The sequence below is a fragment of the Collinsella sp. HCP28S3_E12 genome, from assembly GCF_052065595.1.
In the GTDB taxonomy this organism is placed as follows: Bacteria; Actinomycetota; Coriobacteriia; order Coriobacteriales; family Coriobacteriaceae; genus Collinsella.
Genome location: NZ_JBQHTS010000004.1, coordinates 32,656 through 48,203, shown reverse-complemented (window position 1 = coordinate 48,203; position 15,548 = coordinate 32,656). Strand labels below are relative to the sequence as shown.

Below are 15,548 nucleotides of genomic sequence, written 5' to 3'. Positions count from 1 at the left end.
GTGCGAGTGCCGCCCACACTATTGAGGAGGATTTGCAGATGACCAACGAAGAGCTGCAGCAGGAAATGATTGCCGCCATGAAGGCCAAGGACAAGGTTCGCCTGTCTATCATTCGCCAGGTCAAGGCCGAGGTTAAGAACATCGAGGTCAACGAGCGCCGCGACGTGACCGAGGAAGACGTCAACAGCATGATCAAGCGTCTGATTAAGCAGACAAGCGAGACGTTGGAGATGTCCATCAAGGCCGGTACCGATCAAGATCGTACCGACAACCTGACCGAGCAGGTCAAGATTCTGGAGAGCCTACTGCCCGCGCAGGTTTCGGGCGAGGAGCTCGAGGCTCTGATTGAGCAGGTCATCGCCGAGCTGGGCGCCACGTCCAAGAAGCAGATGGGACAGGTTATGGGGGCGCTCGGCAAGGCCACCGGCGGCAACTTCGATAAACCGGCCGCGGCAAAGATCGTCGGCGGCAAACTCGTGTAGGGACGAGCGGTACATAGTTGGTGTTGAGGGGCGTGACCATTGCGGTCGCGCCCCCTTTTTTGTTGGCCGATGAAGGGCGCCTCCCTTGGCTGGTCATTGGGCGCTCATTGGGGACAGGCTTAAATGAGTGCCCTCTCATTGGGTACTCATTTAAGTCTGTCCCCAATGAGTGGGTTAAAGGTTGCGGGTTCTTTACGGGAATGCAGTGTGGGCTGCGGAAACGTGGTTCTTTCCGTAAAATAGAGCAATTCGTGTAAGCGCAGGAAAGGGATATTCATGGCAGACATGATCGAGATCAAGCATCTCAACAAGTACTTTGGCGACCTGCATGTGCTCAAAGATATCAACCTCACCGTCAAGCGCGGCGAGAAGCTCGTAATGATCGGGCCTTCCGGCTCGGGCAAGTCCACGCTCATCCGTTGCGTCGATTATCTGGAGGAGCCCACGTCGGGCGAGGTCATCATCGACGGTACGCCGCTCACCAAGAAGAATCATCTGGAGATGGCTCGTAAGTACAGCTCCATGGTGTTTCAGCAGTTCAACCTATATCCCAACATGACGGTGCTGGGCAACCTGACGCTCGCGCCCATCAAGCTGCAAAAGAAGAGTAAGGAGGAGGCGACCGAGATCGCCATCGCCGCGCTCAGGCGCGTCGGCATGGCGCATAAGGCCGGCGAGTATCCGCAGAACCTCTCGGGCGGTCAGCAGCAGCGTATCGCCATTGCCCGTGCCCTGTGCACCAAGCAGCCCATCATCCTGTTTGACGAGCCGACCTCGGCGCTCGACCCCGAGATGGTCCAGGAAGTCCTGGACGTTATGATCGAGCTCGCGCAGGAGGATATCACCATGATCTGCGTGACGCACGAGATGGGCTTTGCGCGCCAGGTGGCCGACCGCGTCATCTTTATGGAGGACGGCCGCATCCTGGAGGAGGGCACACCCGAGCACTTCTTCGATAACCCCGAGAACCCGCGCTGCCGCGAGTTTCTGTCCAAGATTCTGCACTAGGCGCGGTGATGGACATGACGGATATGACGAGGGCGGCCGTGTCGCGCCGCCACTTTTTGCAGCTGGCGAGCGCCGGTATGCTCGCGCTGACGGGGACCGCGCTTACCGGTTGCGGCAACTCCACCGGCGGCGAGGACTCCGACAAGGGGTCTAAGCTTGCGGCCATCAAGTCGCGTGGCCATCTGAATGCCGGCGTTAAGAAGGACGTTCCCGGCTACGGCTATTACGACACCGCCAAGGGCCGCTTTGAGGGCATGGAGGTCGATTTGTGCTACCAGATCGCCGCTGCCGTCTTTGGCGTGAGCTACAAGGAGGCCCGTGCCCAGGAGCTTGTCGAGTTTACTGACGTAACGCCCAAGACGCGCGGCCCGCTGATCGATAACGGCCAGCTCGACGTGGTCGCGGCGACCTACACCATCACCGACGAGCGCAAGAAGAGCTGGGATTTCTCGACGCCGTACCGCACCGACTACGTGGGACTCATGGTCAAGAAGCGTTCGGGCTTTACCTCGATTGAGGACCTGGACGGCAAAGTCATTGGCGTGAGCCAGGGTGCAACCACGCAGGGCCTGATCGAGCAGATGATCAAGGACAACGGCTTTAGCTGCAAGCCCGAGTTTAGGGCCTTTAGCGGCTACCCCATCATTAAGAGTTCGCTCGATGCCGGCAATATCGACGTCTTTGCCATGGACCGCTCCACGCTGGCTGGATACATGAACGAGACCGTCGAGCTGCTGCAACCCGAGGTCAAGTTTGGCGAGCAGGGCTACGGCGTGGCGACCAAGAAGGGCTGTGATCTTTCGGCCGTGGTCGATCAGGTGATATGCGATCGCCTGGCCGACGGCTGGCTCGACCAAGAGGTTAAGACCTGGGGTCTTGTATAGGCGCATCGTCCAAGGAAGGAATCAAATGCTCGAAGGATTGTTTGACGCCGACCGCTGGTCGACGACATTCCAAAACATGGGGCCCTTCTGGGAGGGCTTTGGCGTGACGATGCAGGTGGTCGTTGCCGGCCTGCTGCTGTCGCTGGTGTTGGGCACGCTGCTTGGCGTGTTCTCTACCACTCGTTCTCGCGTTCTGCGCGCCATAAGCCGCGTGTACGTGGAGTTTTACCAGAACACCCCGCTGCCCGTGCAGGTGCTCTTTATGTACATGGCCGGTCCGCAGTTTTTGCAGGCCATAACCGGTGCCGACCAGCCGGTGCGTATCGCGCCGTTTGTGCTGGGCTTCTTGGGCGTGGGCCTGTATCACGCTGCCTACATTTCGGAGGTCATCCGTACCGGTATCGAGGCCGTTCCGCGTGGCCAGATGGAGGCGGCCCAGAGCCAGGGCTTCACCCGTGCGCAGGCATACTGGTACATCGTGCTGCCCCAGACGTTCAAGATCATTCTGCCGCCGCTGTGTAACCAGGCACTCAACCTGGTCAAAAACACGTCGGTGCTGGCGCTTGTGGCCGGCGGCGACCTTATGTACCGTTCCGACAACTTTGTGAGTCTGTACGGTTACCTGCAGGGATACATCGTCTGCTGCCTTATGTATTTCATCATCTGCTTTCCGCTCGCCATGCTGGTGCAGTGGCTCGAGCGCCGCTCCAAGGAGCGCCCGCGCGGCGTGAGCCTGGCCGAGCTGGGGCTCGACAACGTAGAGGAGGCCTAGCGAATGGAAATCTTCAACGCGACCAACCTGCTCTACATTTGGGGCGGCTTTGTTAAGACAATCGAGATCTCGGCGCTGTCGATCTTTTTCTCGCTCATCTTTGGCACGGTGCTGGCGCTCGTTAAAAGCTACGCGCCCCGTCCATTCCGTATTTTGGTGAGCGCCTATATCGAGCTGTTCCGTTGCACGCCAAACTTGCTGTGGATCCTGTTCATCTACTTTACGGTGCAGGGTTTGGACATTGTGATTTCGACCATCGCCTTTACGCTGTTTACCAGCGCTGTTATGGCCGAGATTGTGCGTGGCGGCCTCAACTCGATTCCGCGCGGCCAGTTTGAGGCGGCGCAGAGCCAGGGCTTTGGCTTCTTTGCCACCATGCGCTATATCATTCTGCCGCAGACGTTTAAGACGATCATTCCGGCGCTGTTTAGTCAGTGCACGACCGTCATCAAGGACAGCTCGTATCTTTCGGGCATTAACGTGGCCGAGCTCATGTACACGGCAAACGTCGTGATGGCCCACGCGATCGACCTGTCGCAGGTGCTTATGCTCTACGGCCTGGTGTTTGCGATGTACTTTGTGCTCAACTTTGGTATCTCGCTGCTGGTGAGGGCATATCAGCGTCGCATTGTGGCCGCATAGTCCTGCTTCCCCAAGCACGGCACCTTGCCCCTCAATCGTCGCTTGCGTACATTTAGTACGCGGCGCTCCTCTTTCGGGGCAATCTGCCGCACTTGGGAAACCAGGACGAAGGTGGGGGCAAAATGAATGTGACAAAGGGACTGTCCCTTTGTCACATAGAGAAAGGAATCGCGATGAGCGATCTGGAGAACAAGAAGAATCCTGTGGTCATTACCATCGCGCGCGACTTTGGCGCCGAGGGCCACGAGATTGGCCGCATGCTTGCCAACGAGTTGGGAATTCCGCTGTACGACAACGAGCTGCTGGTGCGCGCGTCGATGCGCGCGGGTGAGTCGCTCGATAAGATGGCCGCTTATGACGAGCGTCTGGCCGTGGAGAACATGGCGTTTCTGCCCGACCGCTACGATGCGCGTTCGTACTCGGACAAGTTGTTCCAAAAGATGAGTCAGGTGATTTTGGACCTGGGCGAGACCGAGAGCTGCATTATCGAGGGTCGCCTGTCCGATTACCTGCTGCGTAACAACCCTAATCACATTGCCGTGTTGGTGACCGCACCCTTTGAGGACCGCGTCGAGATCGTGCGCAAGAAGCGTGGGCTCAACAAAAAGAAGGGCGCCAAGCTGGTCAAGCAGCAGCAGAAGGCACGCGAGGCGTTCTATAAGCGCTACAGCGCCGGAAAGTGGAAGATGACGAGCGGCAAGGATATCGTCGTCAACCGCGCCAAGCTGGGCCGCGAGGGCTGCAAAGACGTCATAGCCGCTGCCTACCGCTACAAGGTGGCTCAGCTCGAAGGCTAGCCGACCAAAAGCCATCACAAAGGGGACAGGCACCTTTGTGATGGCTTTTGCTTTAGGCGGAGGGGAAGGCCTTGGTGAGACCGGCGCGCGTCTGCGTGTCGGTCTTTTGGTAGATAGAGCTCAGGTGGCGCTGTACCATGCGCATCGAGATACCGAGCTCCTCGGCGACCTGCTTGAGCGGGCGTTCGTCTTGGGTTACAGCCATGAGCACGTCGACTTCGCGCGGGGTGAGAGCGTGGTTGGTGATGAAGGCCTGACGCTGCTCCTCGATGGTGGGGGCGGCGAGTGCTTCTTCTGCCAGCTGTTCGCGCTCGCGCTCCTGCCCGGTTTGGGGTAGACGGAACAGGCCGGCTGCCACGAATGCCGCGCAGGCGGCGACGAGCAAGACGAGTGCACCGATCATGATGAGGGCAACGTTACCCGAGGTCACGAGGGTAAGCGAGATGCTCGATGTAGTGAACGCGCATACGTTGTTGGCCGCGCGGCCCATGCCGGCCCATAAGGCGGGCGCGTGCATGCGCGGCGCTAGCTGTGTAAACGTGGCGGTGAAGAACGTGACGAAAAAGCCTGAACTCAGGTAAAAGACGATGAGGCCCAAGTTGGGGTCGGCGCCGGCTTCCACGGCCAAGATCGAAATGCAGGAAAGCACCGTGACGCCGAGCATGACGAGTCCCATATAGCGACGCTCGGCAAGGTCAAAGATGATGCCGGCAAGCAGACCGCTCGCTGCCAAAAAGAGGCGTGGCCAGGTTTGCACGGCAATGGTGCCGTGGGCGTTTGAGAACGTGACGACGTTGTCGAGGGTGGAGAACAAGCAGGCGAGAATCATGACGAGTGCGATGCTCCAGCACGCCTGTTTGGCGAGGGCGTGTGAGGGCTCGGCTAAGGGATTGATGGTGCGACTGGAGCCCTTGTCTGTCGCTTGGGGAGCGGCGCTGAGGGCGGAGATGACGATCGTCGCCGTGCCAAGAACGATAAGCTCCGCGATGCCGCCGCAGTCGAGCAGGTTGATCGCGAACTGCATCAGGATGCCTGCGGCATAGGCCGCTCCGGCGCCGGTGGCGAGTTTTGGGTCATCTTGGAACGCCATCGAGAATGTGTGGTGCGCCGCGGCGCCCAGTAGGCCGAGTCCGAGGAATGCGAGACATCCCAGAATCTCGAGCGCAAGCGGGCTTGTGGGGGACTGGATCTGGGTCAATCCCAGGATGGCGATGGGAACAGCGGCGTTGGCGGCTGCCAGTGAATGGCCTTTGCGCTGTGCGAGCCCGAGCAGCGGCGCGTACCCGATAAAGCCGAGCACGCTCGCACCCAGAATAAAGCCCTGTGCGATTACAACGCGTTCGGCATCGGCGAGCAGCCCGACGTTGACGTCGAAGCGAAACTCGGCGGCAAGGAAGGCGAAGGTGAAGAGCGCGAGTGCCAGAAGCGCGTTGATTTTAGACTTGCTCAGGTTCAAGGACGGTCCTTTGGGTGGATGAATAATCGTGTCCTCGATTGTAGCGTTCCCGGGACGAGTGCGGCGATGGCGAAATCATATTGAATTAAATCGCAGGTAGAGGCCTAGGTTCGCATCTACGAACCTAGGTATACGGAGTCATTTGACACATCTTGGTGCTACAGGACCACCGCAAAGGGGACAGGCACCTTTGTGGCGGTATGTCCCTACAACCAAGGAGGGCGTTATGTGCGGAAGCCACTTTGATAAGCAAACTCAGCATGAGCGCACCTGCTCACTGGTTCACGGTACCTGGCGCTGCGCGGGCGTGAGGATTGCCAGCGTTGGTGCGTGTGCGCTTATGGTTGGCCAGCTGTTGCTGCCGAGCGTGGCGCTGGCGACGGAATGTGCCGATCCTGTCGCTGCGGCGGACGAGGTTGCCGCAGCTCCGGTGACGCCGACGGTTGCGGAGGATACGGCGGCTCCGGCGCCGGTACCGGTGGCCCCGGCTGCGCCGATGACTGACGCGGCTCCGGTGGCGCAATCCACGGCAGAACCTCAGCAGGCTCAGCAGGACGCATCAGCGGCAACGGCGAACGATGCGACACCCACTGAACAAAACACTCCCAGCGACAACGCCGCCACACCGGCAAGCGACGCCATCATGCCCTGTGGCGTGACCGATGTGGCAGGCGAGGGCGGCGTTAGGGTCAATACGACCGTGGTTCCCCACTACACGGACTGCGTGCTTCCGAGCAATGTCACACTCGAAAAGGGCCAGTCGTATACCTATGATTTTCCCGATGTTGAGGGCGGCATGCCGGATAAGCCGCTCTGCAAACTTGTCGAAACCAAGTACTACCGGGCCGATGCTGTTTCGGGCACCCTGGCTGAAGTCCAGGACACATCTATGTCCGATGTGACGGCTCACTTTGAGCCTGTTGGCGATCACATGAGGCTGACGCTGACCTTTACGGGTGGCGCGGCAGGCGGCTCGTATCGACTCACGCGCAATGAGGTTCTTTATATTGGCGCGGCACTGACGTATACCGGAACTGACTATGGCACCGACTATGAAGGTGACAACAGCTACGCGGGCAGCTCGATTACCCTCAACGAAACCAGGGACGACTATTACCTCCGCTACGCCATCAATAGCGAAATTACGCTTGATGCATCGGAAAACGAAGCCCTCCATAACCTGAACGTCAACGACGTGAAGACCGACTACGCGCCCGGCGAGGTACCGTGCGCGACCGCGACGATTCCCGCTGCCGATGCCGACAAGTACGAGATCGCGTATGAGTGCTGGGAGGAGATGGAGCTCAATATGGAATCCGGGGAGTCGGTACCCGTTGCCTTCTGGTATTCCGATCCTGCCAAGTATCCGACGGGCGCGAGGAGGATCGAGTACTTCGAAGAGGGCAAGTTCTACATGTACTCCGTTGAGCTGAGGTTCAAGGGCGACAATACCGTGGCCGATGACTGCAATATGAACGTCAACGGCCGTTGGGTGCCCCACATCAAGACCGTCAACGGCGTCTTCGCGCCAAACGCTGACAATATGCTATGCGAGGCTCCGATTGATGAGTGGCGGGCAATCGACCTTATCGAGATTAACGGCGCCATGACCACCTTTAAGGCGGGCGACAGGCCGGTCTTTACGGCGGGTACTCCGGCGGGTTCCGACTCTATTCTCCAGTGCGAGTTCTGGACGGGCAGCGACGGCAGCGAAGTAAATTCCGTTGAGTTTTGGGACCAGAACATCACCAATCACATCGACGCCTTTAAGCCCGGTGTGACCTATCGTTACGGCCTGTACTTTAAGCCGGCGCGCGGTTTCTACTTTACGCCGAACACCAAGCTGATGGTCAATGGCGTGGAGTGTGGATATCAGGCGAGCGAGGCAAGCGAGATCGATCCCGAGAGCGGTTGGATCTACACGCTATGGCTGAGCACCAACCTGACGTTTACGCCCGAGGCCACGCCGGCCCCGGTCGATCCCGAGAAGCCGGCGCCGCAGCCTGAGGTCAAGCCCGAGACCAAGCCTGAGGTGAAACCCGAGACCAAGCCCGCGACAAAGCCGGTCGCGACAACTACCCCGACCAAGACGGTTGAGAAAGCCACGCCGGCCAAGAAGCCCGATATAGCTCTAGTCGCCACGGGCGACACCACCGCGATGACGGTCGCTGCCCTAGGCATCGCCGGTGCAACCGTTGCCGCGGCCGGCATCGCCGCGACCAAGCGCCGCAAGCGCTAGGTTTTTTGGTGGCAGCGCCCATCCTCGGCTTTTGCAAGATCTCAATCTGTAACACCAAACTGCCCAAAACGGTTCTAGATGTTACAGATTGAGATGAGCCGAATGGCCGTCAATCTTACGTCTTGATCTGTAACACCAAGCGGGGAATTTGACCTCTAACTGTTACAGATTGAGACAAACTGGCCGGCCAAGTCCAGAACCACCACAAAGGTGCCTTTCCCCTTTTTGGTGGTTTGCGCAGGTAGAACGGTAGGTTCGTATATATGAACCTACCGTTCGCTTTGTTTTTGGACAACGATTACGCTGGATGACTTTTGGTTTCAGGAAAGGAACGACCATGAGGTGGACTACTGCTCGAGCGCTTTGCCGCCGGCTGACGGTTGCCACGGTGACCCTCACCATGGTGACGGGTTCGTTGCCCGCGGGCGCGTTTGCCGAGACCCTCACCACCGACGGCACTTTTGTGCAGACGGATAACGGCCAGGCAGTCGACGCCGCCCCCGCCGATTCGGCTGACGCCCAAACGCCAGACTCTGCTTCCGCCGACCCCGCGCCCGATGCCGGCGCTGCCGACCCCACAGTGCTCGATACCGGTGACACCCCTACGCCCCCGGCTTCCGAGATTGCATCGGCGGCGGGCCTGACGGGCGCCGGGCAGACCGAGAGCACACCTGCGGGTGCGCTCGCCACCGATCTTGTCGAGGGCAAGGAACTCGCCGAGCAGCAGAAGCAAGAGGAGGCTTCCGGTGCCGAGGCAACCTGGAACGAGAAACTTGAACTCTGGGCAACCTCTAAGGGCGCCACGGGCGTAAAGGGCGAAGACGACGATGGCTACGTGGCCGGCGAGCAGACCCCCGCGCAGTACTACTTCTCGATCGATAGCCTCACCAACGAAATTTCTATCAAGTATGGCGACGCGGGCATTACCACGTTGGAGGTCCCCTCGACCATCGACGGCAAGCATGTCGTAAGCCTTACGGGTATGGGAAGCGCTGCGCTCACATCGATTACCTTCGCTTCGAATTCGCATGTCCGCTCGGTTGGCGGCTTGGGCGGCAGCAGCATCAAGGAAATCGCACTGCCCGATTCGGTTGAGGAGTTGGGCTGGAATGCGTTTACCGGGAGCAAGACACTTCAGACGGTGACCTGGCCCAACAACGCGGCCTTTACCACGATTCCCGAGCAGGCCTTTGAGGGCTGCGAGCAACTTGACGACAATGTGGTGGCAACGCTGCCGCCTTCGGTTAAGACTATCGACTATCGTGCCTTCGCCAATTGCGGCGTGCCGCAGTTCCATGTCTCGGACACAACGGTACTCACCTTTACGCAGATCAACGTGCCGGGCACGGTGGAGCGGATTGAGAGCTATGCCTTTGACGGGTGCTCGCATGTGTCGTCGGTGACGATCGGCGATGGCGTCAAATATATCGGAGCGCACGCGTTTACTTACCTCGATCCCGCGCTGGCCGGTAAGGAAATCGTTGTGCCCAAGAGCGTGCAGTCGATTGATCTGGAGCCGTTCGACAACACGCGTAATACCAGCAGCGCCGGCACCTCGACCACCAACCACAATGCGGTGACCCTGCGCGTCATGAATCCCGACATCAAGCTCGAAGAGGCGGGCCTGTACACCAACAACGTGACGATCGATGGCGTCGATTACCTGATGCCTTTTAGCGAGGGCCAGACCATCTATGCCTATGCGACGGACTCGGCGGGCAACCCCTCGATGATCAAGAAGATTGCCGATGCCGTCGCCGATCGCATGGACTCGGCCGACCCAACGCGTCCCGCCTATACCTTTGAGTGGATGGGCGAGGACGCCCAAATCACGGGCAAACTTCCCCAGGGCGCGGCGGCCGTGCTCGTGCAGGCGGGGCAGTCCACGCCGTTGACGGTTGGCGACGACGGCTCCGTTGCTGCCGACGTCCTCTCCAAGACGGCAGCAACGCTGCGCATTTCGCTCAGCGGTTACTATGACATGGTGATGGCGCGCCCGGGCGACCAGATGACGGGCACATGGAATATCGGGGAGATTAAGGCGGAGGACTTTACCAAGATTCCGGCTTCGCGTGCGATTGAGCTCAACGTGGGCTATCTCGAACCGGTCGCAGGCCAGGATAAGACCGAACGCATTGAGCTCGATAGTCTCGATAACATCGATCTGACGGTGAAGAGCGGCGGCAAGACGCTTAAACCCGCCAAGGGCGACAGGGAAAACGACTACCGTATCCAGGGCACAGTGCTCGTGGTGTCGCAGGCCATTGCCGACGCGGACCAGGATCTGGAGATAACGCTCGAGCCCAAAGACAGCCTCAAGCTGGGTGGGGCGACGGCGACGGTGAAGCCTTCGGTCGGCAAGGTCGATATCGACTTGAAGCCCTGGGGCACGGCGACGGTCACGACCAAGGGCGACTACCAGGGCGCCAACCGCGTGCTGGTGTTCCGTACGTCCGACGGCAGGCTAGTCGCCGACGGCGTCACCTATCTGATGGGTTACGAAGACGATGGCACCACGCCTATCATGAAGGCCGAGACGCCGCGCCTTAAGGCCGGTTCGTACACCATCGTCGCCTTTAACAAGACGAGCTACGACATCCAAGCGACGAGCTATTCCACGTTTAGCCGCCTGGGACTGACCGTGGGTAAGCATATCGCGCAAAAACAGGTGAAGATCGAGGACGGCAAGCAGCTCAACGTGACGCTCGACGTGCCGACGTTTGACGTGGAGACGTATCGTGCCGAGCGCGGGCTGACGGCGGGCTCGGTTATCGCTGATTCGTCCGCGGTCGTTGGCGTGGAGACCGAGCTGCGCATTCATTACGAGCTCAAGGACAGCCAGGCTGCCAAGATTGAGATTCCGCTTGCCAAGGATGCCGTCGAGGATGTGTCCGCAGGCGCTCGCGAAGCCGGCGCAAGCTCCGATGCCATGTGGGCTGACACAACTTGGGAGGGCGACAACCTCGTTCTCGATATGAAGAAGAGCGCGGGCGCCGATGTTTTTGTGCGCTTTAAGCCTAAGTCCTCGGGCACCTATGCCATCTCGCCGCTCATTACGCTGGGCGAGGTGACATTGCCGCTGGGAAGCACCACACTCGAGGTTAGCGGATCGCGCATCGAGGTCGACAACACCGACGTTCACAGCCTGCTGGGCAATGTGGCCTACGTTTATGCAGCGCCGGGCAAGAGCGTGCAGCTCACCGTGGGGACGGGCTCGTCGGCTGCAAAGTACACCGGCAAGACCAATAAACTCGGCCGTGCCAAGATTGAATACGACCTGCCGCAGGATACGCTTGCCGCCGAGCGTGTGACGCTCGAGGCGCGCGTGGGCTCGACCGATGTTGCCGCCGCTGCCGCAGAGGTGACGGCTCGCAACTACGTGCGCTATGTTCCGAGCGCTTCGGTCTGGAGCTTTGATGTGACGTATCGTGGCGGTACGCAAAACTTGGTCAAGGACGGCAAGGACACCGGCAAGAGCCTGTGGACCTTCCATCATCTGCCACAAAAGAAGAACGCCTACTGGACCTTTGACATCACGCTCGAGGTGGGAAACGAAGAGGCCGCCGACACGCTCGACCTGTACGTGGACTGCGTGGATGGCAAGACGGTGACGATTCCTCTGACTCAAAAGTCGCGCGAGGGCACCCGTGTGCGCTATGTGGCGGAGTATGTGGACGAGGGCTACCTTAAGCTGCTCGACGAGTTTAACAAGGCGAATGACTCGACCTATGTGAACTGCGGCAACTTTGAGCAGATCTTTATGCCGCAGACCTACCGCATCTCCAATGCCCAGCTTATGACCATGCTGAGTTTTGACGCCAAAGCTTCGGCCAAAAAGCATTCCGCCGCGGCCGAGGAGCGCCAGCAGGAGTTCTCGAATGCCGTGCAGCAGTGGCGCGAGTATATGATGGATAACTCGTTTAATGATGTCGACGAGGCCTTTAACGACGCGATTGACCGGATGGTCGCCGATGCGTTTGCCGAGGAGGACGAGAACGGTAAAGAGGACGAAGCCCAAGGTGGAGCTGCCCGCAAGGCTCGTCGCGCCCCTGCCGCCAGCGACGGCGAGGGCGATGATGCTGGCAACGAGGAGGCCGCGCAGTTTGCGGCTGAGCTCAAGGCCGCGGTCGGCGGGTCGGCGGCGCTGCTGACCCAGCAGGGCGACAGCTATGGCGTCAATGTGGACAAGATGATCTTTGAGGATGCTTACGGCACCAGCGAGGATTGGTATCAGGAACTCGCGGCGGCCCAGGGTGCGAACCCTGCGGATGCGGCCGCCATCAAGGAGCTCGTCGACCATGCATCGCGAGCGGAGTTTATCGCCCAGCAGGCCGAGGATCTGGTGGGCCAGTCGATGGGTATCGGCCGGCTCAACCAATACGGAAGCTGGAATGACGCAACCGCTGCGGCGCTCAACAAGTGTGCGGGCATTAAGGCCAGCGAATACAACGGCCAGTCGACGAGCGGGTTTAACGATTTGGGCCAGGCGCTCGGCAGCTCGCTGAGCTACAAGGCGGCTGACGACGATACCATCAAGGGCTTTAAGGTCGCCGCGCCCGATGGCGAGCAGACGGCCTATATAGAGTCGGAATTTATCGAGAACTCCAATAACAACAAGAACCAGGCGCTTCTGTTTAATTCGATCGCCATGCAGTGCGATATTCTGGACAACCTGTACGACAACTGGAATGTGGTCCATAGCCTCAACAACTCCAAGGTGCGCGGATGGCTCATGGCCTGGAAACGCAACGGCGACGTGAGCGCCCATATGAAGCTCATCCGCACGATCCGTTCGCTCAAGAGCTATAAGATCGAGTGCGAGATGTTCGGACAGGTCTTTAAGACCGATGCGTGGAAGGCGGCCGGACAGGCGTTTCCCGCGGCGACCCAGGGTATCGGCGTCTTTACCGGCATTTACGGCGTGAACGATGCCAGCAAGAACTGGGAGAACGTGAACGTCCGTATGCAGAAGGTGAAGGGCGAGCGCGAGGGCTATGAGCTTCAGCATACGCGCTTGCTTGCCAAGCCCGAGAAGACCGAGGACGACTGGAAGTGCATTTACGCGCTGCGTGACGCCATGGAGAAGGCGCGTGCGTTTGAGGATCTGCTGTATCGCCAGCTCTGCCACGATAGTACCGATGTGGCGGTGGGCTCCATTATGACGATCGCCGGCGTGCTAACGGCTGGCTCGGCGGGTACCGTGGTGGGCGCCGCCTATGATGCGGCCTCGACGAGCGTGGGCTCGGAGCGCGCGGTTAAGTTGACCAATGCCGAATGCGCCTACGATGTTGCCTGCGAGCAGGTGGAGCGCGCGTGTCAGAATCGTATTACGGTCAACTGGGGCGAGCTGACCGATGCCGAGGTCTACAAGGCCAACAAGGATGGCTTGATCTCGGACGAGAAGATGCAGTCGATCTTCGAGGCGCGTTATCGCAATGTGGCTGCCAAGGCAGCACCCGACCCTGCGGGCGTGGTGTACGAGGGTCTGCTGTCCAATACGGTTGAAGGCGCAACGGTTGAGCTGTGGAGCGCCGACGATGCGGCCGGTACCAATGAAGTGCGTTGGGATGCCGAGGAGTATGAGCAGGACAATCCGCTTGCAACGGGTGCGGACGGTGCATACAACTGGAATACGCCGACCGGCTGGTATCAGGTGCGCGTGACCAAGGGCGGGTATGAGGAAGCGCGTTCGGCTTGGCTGCGCGTGCCGCCGATTCAGACTGAGGTGAACATTGGCTTGGTGTCGACGGCGGCGCCCGAGGTGGTTTCGGCCCATGCCTATACCGATTGCATCGAGGTTGAGTTTGCGCAGTATATGGATGCGAGCGACGATGCCCTGGCCGCATTGTGCGCGCAGGGCTTGGGCGACGTGACGTATACGTGGCTCGACAAGCAGGACGATCCCAATGGCAAGCCGCTGTCGCGCGTGCTGCGTATTCGCTATGCCGATGCGTGTGAGGCGGGCTCGACGGTGGCGCTTGAGCTCGACGGTGCTCGCAACTACGCCGGCACGGCCATGGAGCGCTGGGCAAGTGGAGAGCTTGTCGTGGGCGTTCGTGCCGACAAGCTCAAGCTCAACGTGGAGCAGGCCGTGACCATGCTTGATGGCAGTGACTTTGAGCTGGTGGCGCACGTGACCGATAAGGCGGGCAAGCCGTTTGCGGGCGCCAAGGTTAGTGTTGGGCTGGAGTCCTCGGCTATCTGCTCTGTCGATGCCACCCAGGCCGTGACGGGCGAGGACGGCGCGGCGACGTTTGTGCTGCATGGCGCTCTGCCTGGTTTGACGACGTTGACGGCGGCGGTGGACGGCACGGCGCTGTCCAAGCAGGTCGACGTTCGCGTGTCTGCCGAGGCGGTGCGACCGGCGCGACCGGTGGCGACGATTGGTGCGACGACGTTTGGTGCATGGTCGCCCAAGGAGAACTACATTACAGTGCCCAAGGGCACGAAGCTAGAGCTTTCGGCCGAGGATGGCACGACGATTTGGTACACCACCAACGACACCTGCCCCTGCCGTGACGAAGGCCGCGTAAAGTACACCGAGCCTATTGCGCTCGATAGCAACATGTATGTACGCATTGCGGCACAGCGTCCTGGCATGTCGTACAGCGAGTATTCCGAGCGTCTGAACATTACGATTACGGTGACCGATGAGGCGGCGCCTGAGCCGACGCCCGAGCCGGAGCCGACGCCTGGCGGCGGCGAGCAGGGCGGTGGTGCGGACGGCTCTGGTGGGGCCGGGGTCCCTGCGGGCAGCTCGGCTTCGACGACGACCACGGTGACGACGGACAAGTCCAAGGGTAAGGGCAAGAATGGCAAGAAGTCCGGTGGTACGGAGCTTGCCAGCACGGGTGACTCCGCCGTGATGACGGTCGCCGCCCTAGGCATCGCCGGCGCAACCGTAGCCGCCGCCGGCATCGCCGCGACCAAGCGCCGCAAGCGCTAGGTTTTGGCGGCGGCGCCCATCCTCGGCTTTAGCAAAATCTCAATCTGTAACACCGAGCCAGATATTTGGACTCCAAGTGTTACAGATTGAGATGAACTGTTCGGCCGCCAACCTAACGTCTCGATCTGTAACACGTAGCGAGGGATTTGGTCTCTAAGTGTTACAGATTGAGATGAAAGTCGGAATCGGTTCGCCGGCCAGGTCCTCAACCACCGCAAAGGTGCCCGTTCCCTTTATGGTGATCGGGCAGCCGGCATAGAAAAAGTCCCCGCCGGGCGTATGCCCGACGGGGACTTTGCCGTTTGGTGGTTAGCGCTGTAGG

The 15,548-nt window shown here is 59.9% G+C and carries 9 protein-coding genes; 8 read left to right on the top strand and 1 reads right to left on the bottom strand.

Going from position 1 to position 15,548, the window contains the following annotated elements; all coding sequences use genetic code 11:
* Positions 1 to 38: 38 nt before the first annotated feature.
* The 6 genes from ACTNBY_RS02490 (at position 39) to ACTNBY_RS02465 (ending at position 4,585) form a co-directional block, all read left to right on the top strand.
* On the top strand, positions 39 to 482 hold the full coding sequence (locus ACTNBY_RS02490; RefSeq protein WP_427717979.1) for a GatB/YqeY domain-containing protein: 444 nt from the start codon (positions 39 to 41) through the stop codon (positions 480 to 482).
* A gap of 276 nt (positions 483 to 758) precedes the next feature.
* Entirely contained in the window at positions 759 to 1,490 is a 732-nt protein-coding gene (locus ACTNBY_RS02485; protein WP_441063239.1) for an amino acid ABC transporter ATP-binding protein, read from the top strand.
* Between the two features lie 8 nt (positions 1,491 to 1,498).
* Positions 1,499 to 2,374 (top strand): transporter substrate-binding domain-containing protein, encoded by an 876-nt coding sequence (locus ACTNBY_RS02480; RefSeq protein WP_441063238.1) that lies wholly within the window; start codon positions 1,499 to 1,501, stop codon positions 2,372 to 2,374.
* A 25-nt stretch (positions 2,375 to 2,399) separates the two neighbouring features.
* Positions 2,400 to 3,146: an amino acid ABC transporter permease gene (locus ACTNBY_RS02475; RefSeq protein ID WP_154516699.1), complete on the top strand. Its 747-nt coding sequence runs from the start codon at positions 2,400 to 2,402 to the stop codon at positions 3,144 to 3,146.
* 3 nt (positions 3,147 to 3,149) lie between these two features.
* Complete coding sequence (locus ACTNBY_RS02470) at positions 3,150 to 3,788, top strand: amino acid ABC transporter permease (protein WP_055285379.1); 639 nt, start codon at positions 3,150 to 3,152, stop codon at positions 3,786 to 3,788.
* Between the two features lie 173 nt (positions 3,789 to 3,961).
* Complete coding sequence (locus ACTNBY_RS02465; protein WP_427717988.1) at positions 3,962 to 4,585, top strand: AAA family ATPase; 624 nt, start codon at positions 3,962 to 3,964, stop codon at positions 4,583 to 4,585.
* Between the two features lie 52 nt (positions 4,586 to 4,637).
* Here ACTNBY_RS02465 and ACTNBY_RS02460 read toward each other — a convergent pair whose 3' ends face one another.
* Positions 4,638 to 6,041 (bottom strand): helix-turn-helix transcriptional regulator, encoded by a 1,404-nt coding sequence (locus tag ACTNBY_RS02460; RefSeq protein ID WP_441063236.1) that lies wholly within the window; start codon positions 6,039 to 6,041, stop codon positions 4,638 to 4,640.
* A gap of 226 nt (positions 6,042 to 6,267) precedes the next feature.
* On the opposite strand from ACTNBY_RS02460, the gene ACTNBY_RS02455 reads away from it, so the two are divergent.
* Positions 6,268 to 8,280, top strand: a complete 2,013-nt coding sequence (locus ACTNBY_RS02455) for a hypothetical protein (RefSeq protein ID WP_441063235.1) — start codon at positions 6,268 to 6,270, stop codon at positions 8,278 to 8,280.
* 337 nt (positions 8,281 to 8,617) lie between these two features.
* Positions 8,618 to 15,226 carry a leucine-rich repeat protein gene (locus ACTNBY_RS02450; protein WP_441063234.1) on the top strand — a complete coding sequence of 2,203 codons (6,609 nt, stop codon included), beginning with the start codon at positions 8,618 to 8,620 and terminating at the stop codon, positions 15,224 to 15,226.
* Positions 15,227 to 15,548 lie beyond the last annotated feature (322 nt).

What these genes read in the sequence shown, in the direction of transcription:
- ACTNBY_RS02455 (WP_441063235.1), top strand. Translation starts at nt 6,268, where the DNA reads ATGTGCGGAAGCCACTTTGATAAGCAAACTCAGCATGAGCGCACCTGC.
- ACTNBY_RS02470 (WP_055285379.1), top strand. Translation starts at nt 3,150, where the DNA reads ATGGAAATCTTCAACGCGACCAACCTGCTCTACATTTGGGGCGGCTTT.
- ACTNBY_RS02490 (WP_427717979.1), top strand. Translation starts at nt 39, where the DNA reads ATGACCAACGAAGAGCTGCAGCAGGAAATGATTGCCGCCATGAAGGCC.
- ACTNBY_RS02480 (WP_441063238.1), top strand. Translation starts at nt 1,499, where the DNA reads ATGGACATGACGGATATGACGAGGGCGGCCGTGTCGCGCCGCCACTTT.
- ACTNBY_RS02485 (WP_441063239.1), top strand. Translation starts at nt 759, where the DNA reads ATGGCAGACATGATCGAGATCAAGCATCTCAACAAGTACTTTGGCGAC.
- ACTNBY_RS02450 (WP_441063234.1), top strand. Translation starts at nt 8,618, where the DNA reads ATGAGGTGGACTACTGCTCGAGCGCTTTGCCGCCGGCTGACGGTTGCC.
- ACTNBY_RS02475 (WP_154516699.1), top strand. Translation starts at nt 2,400, where the DNA reads ATGCTCGAAGGATTGTTTGACGCCGACCGCTGGTCGACGACATTCCAA.
- ACTNBY_RS02465 (WP_427717988.1), top strand. Translation starts at nt 3,962, where the DNA reads ATGAGCGATCTGGAGAACAAGAAGAATCCTGTGGTCATTACCATCGCG.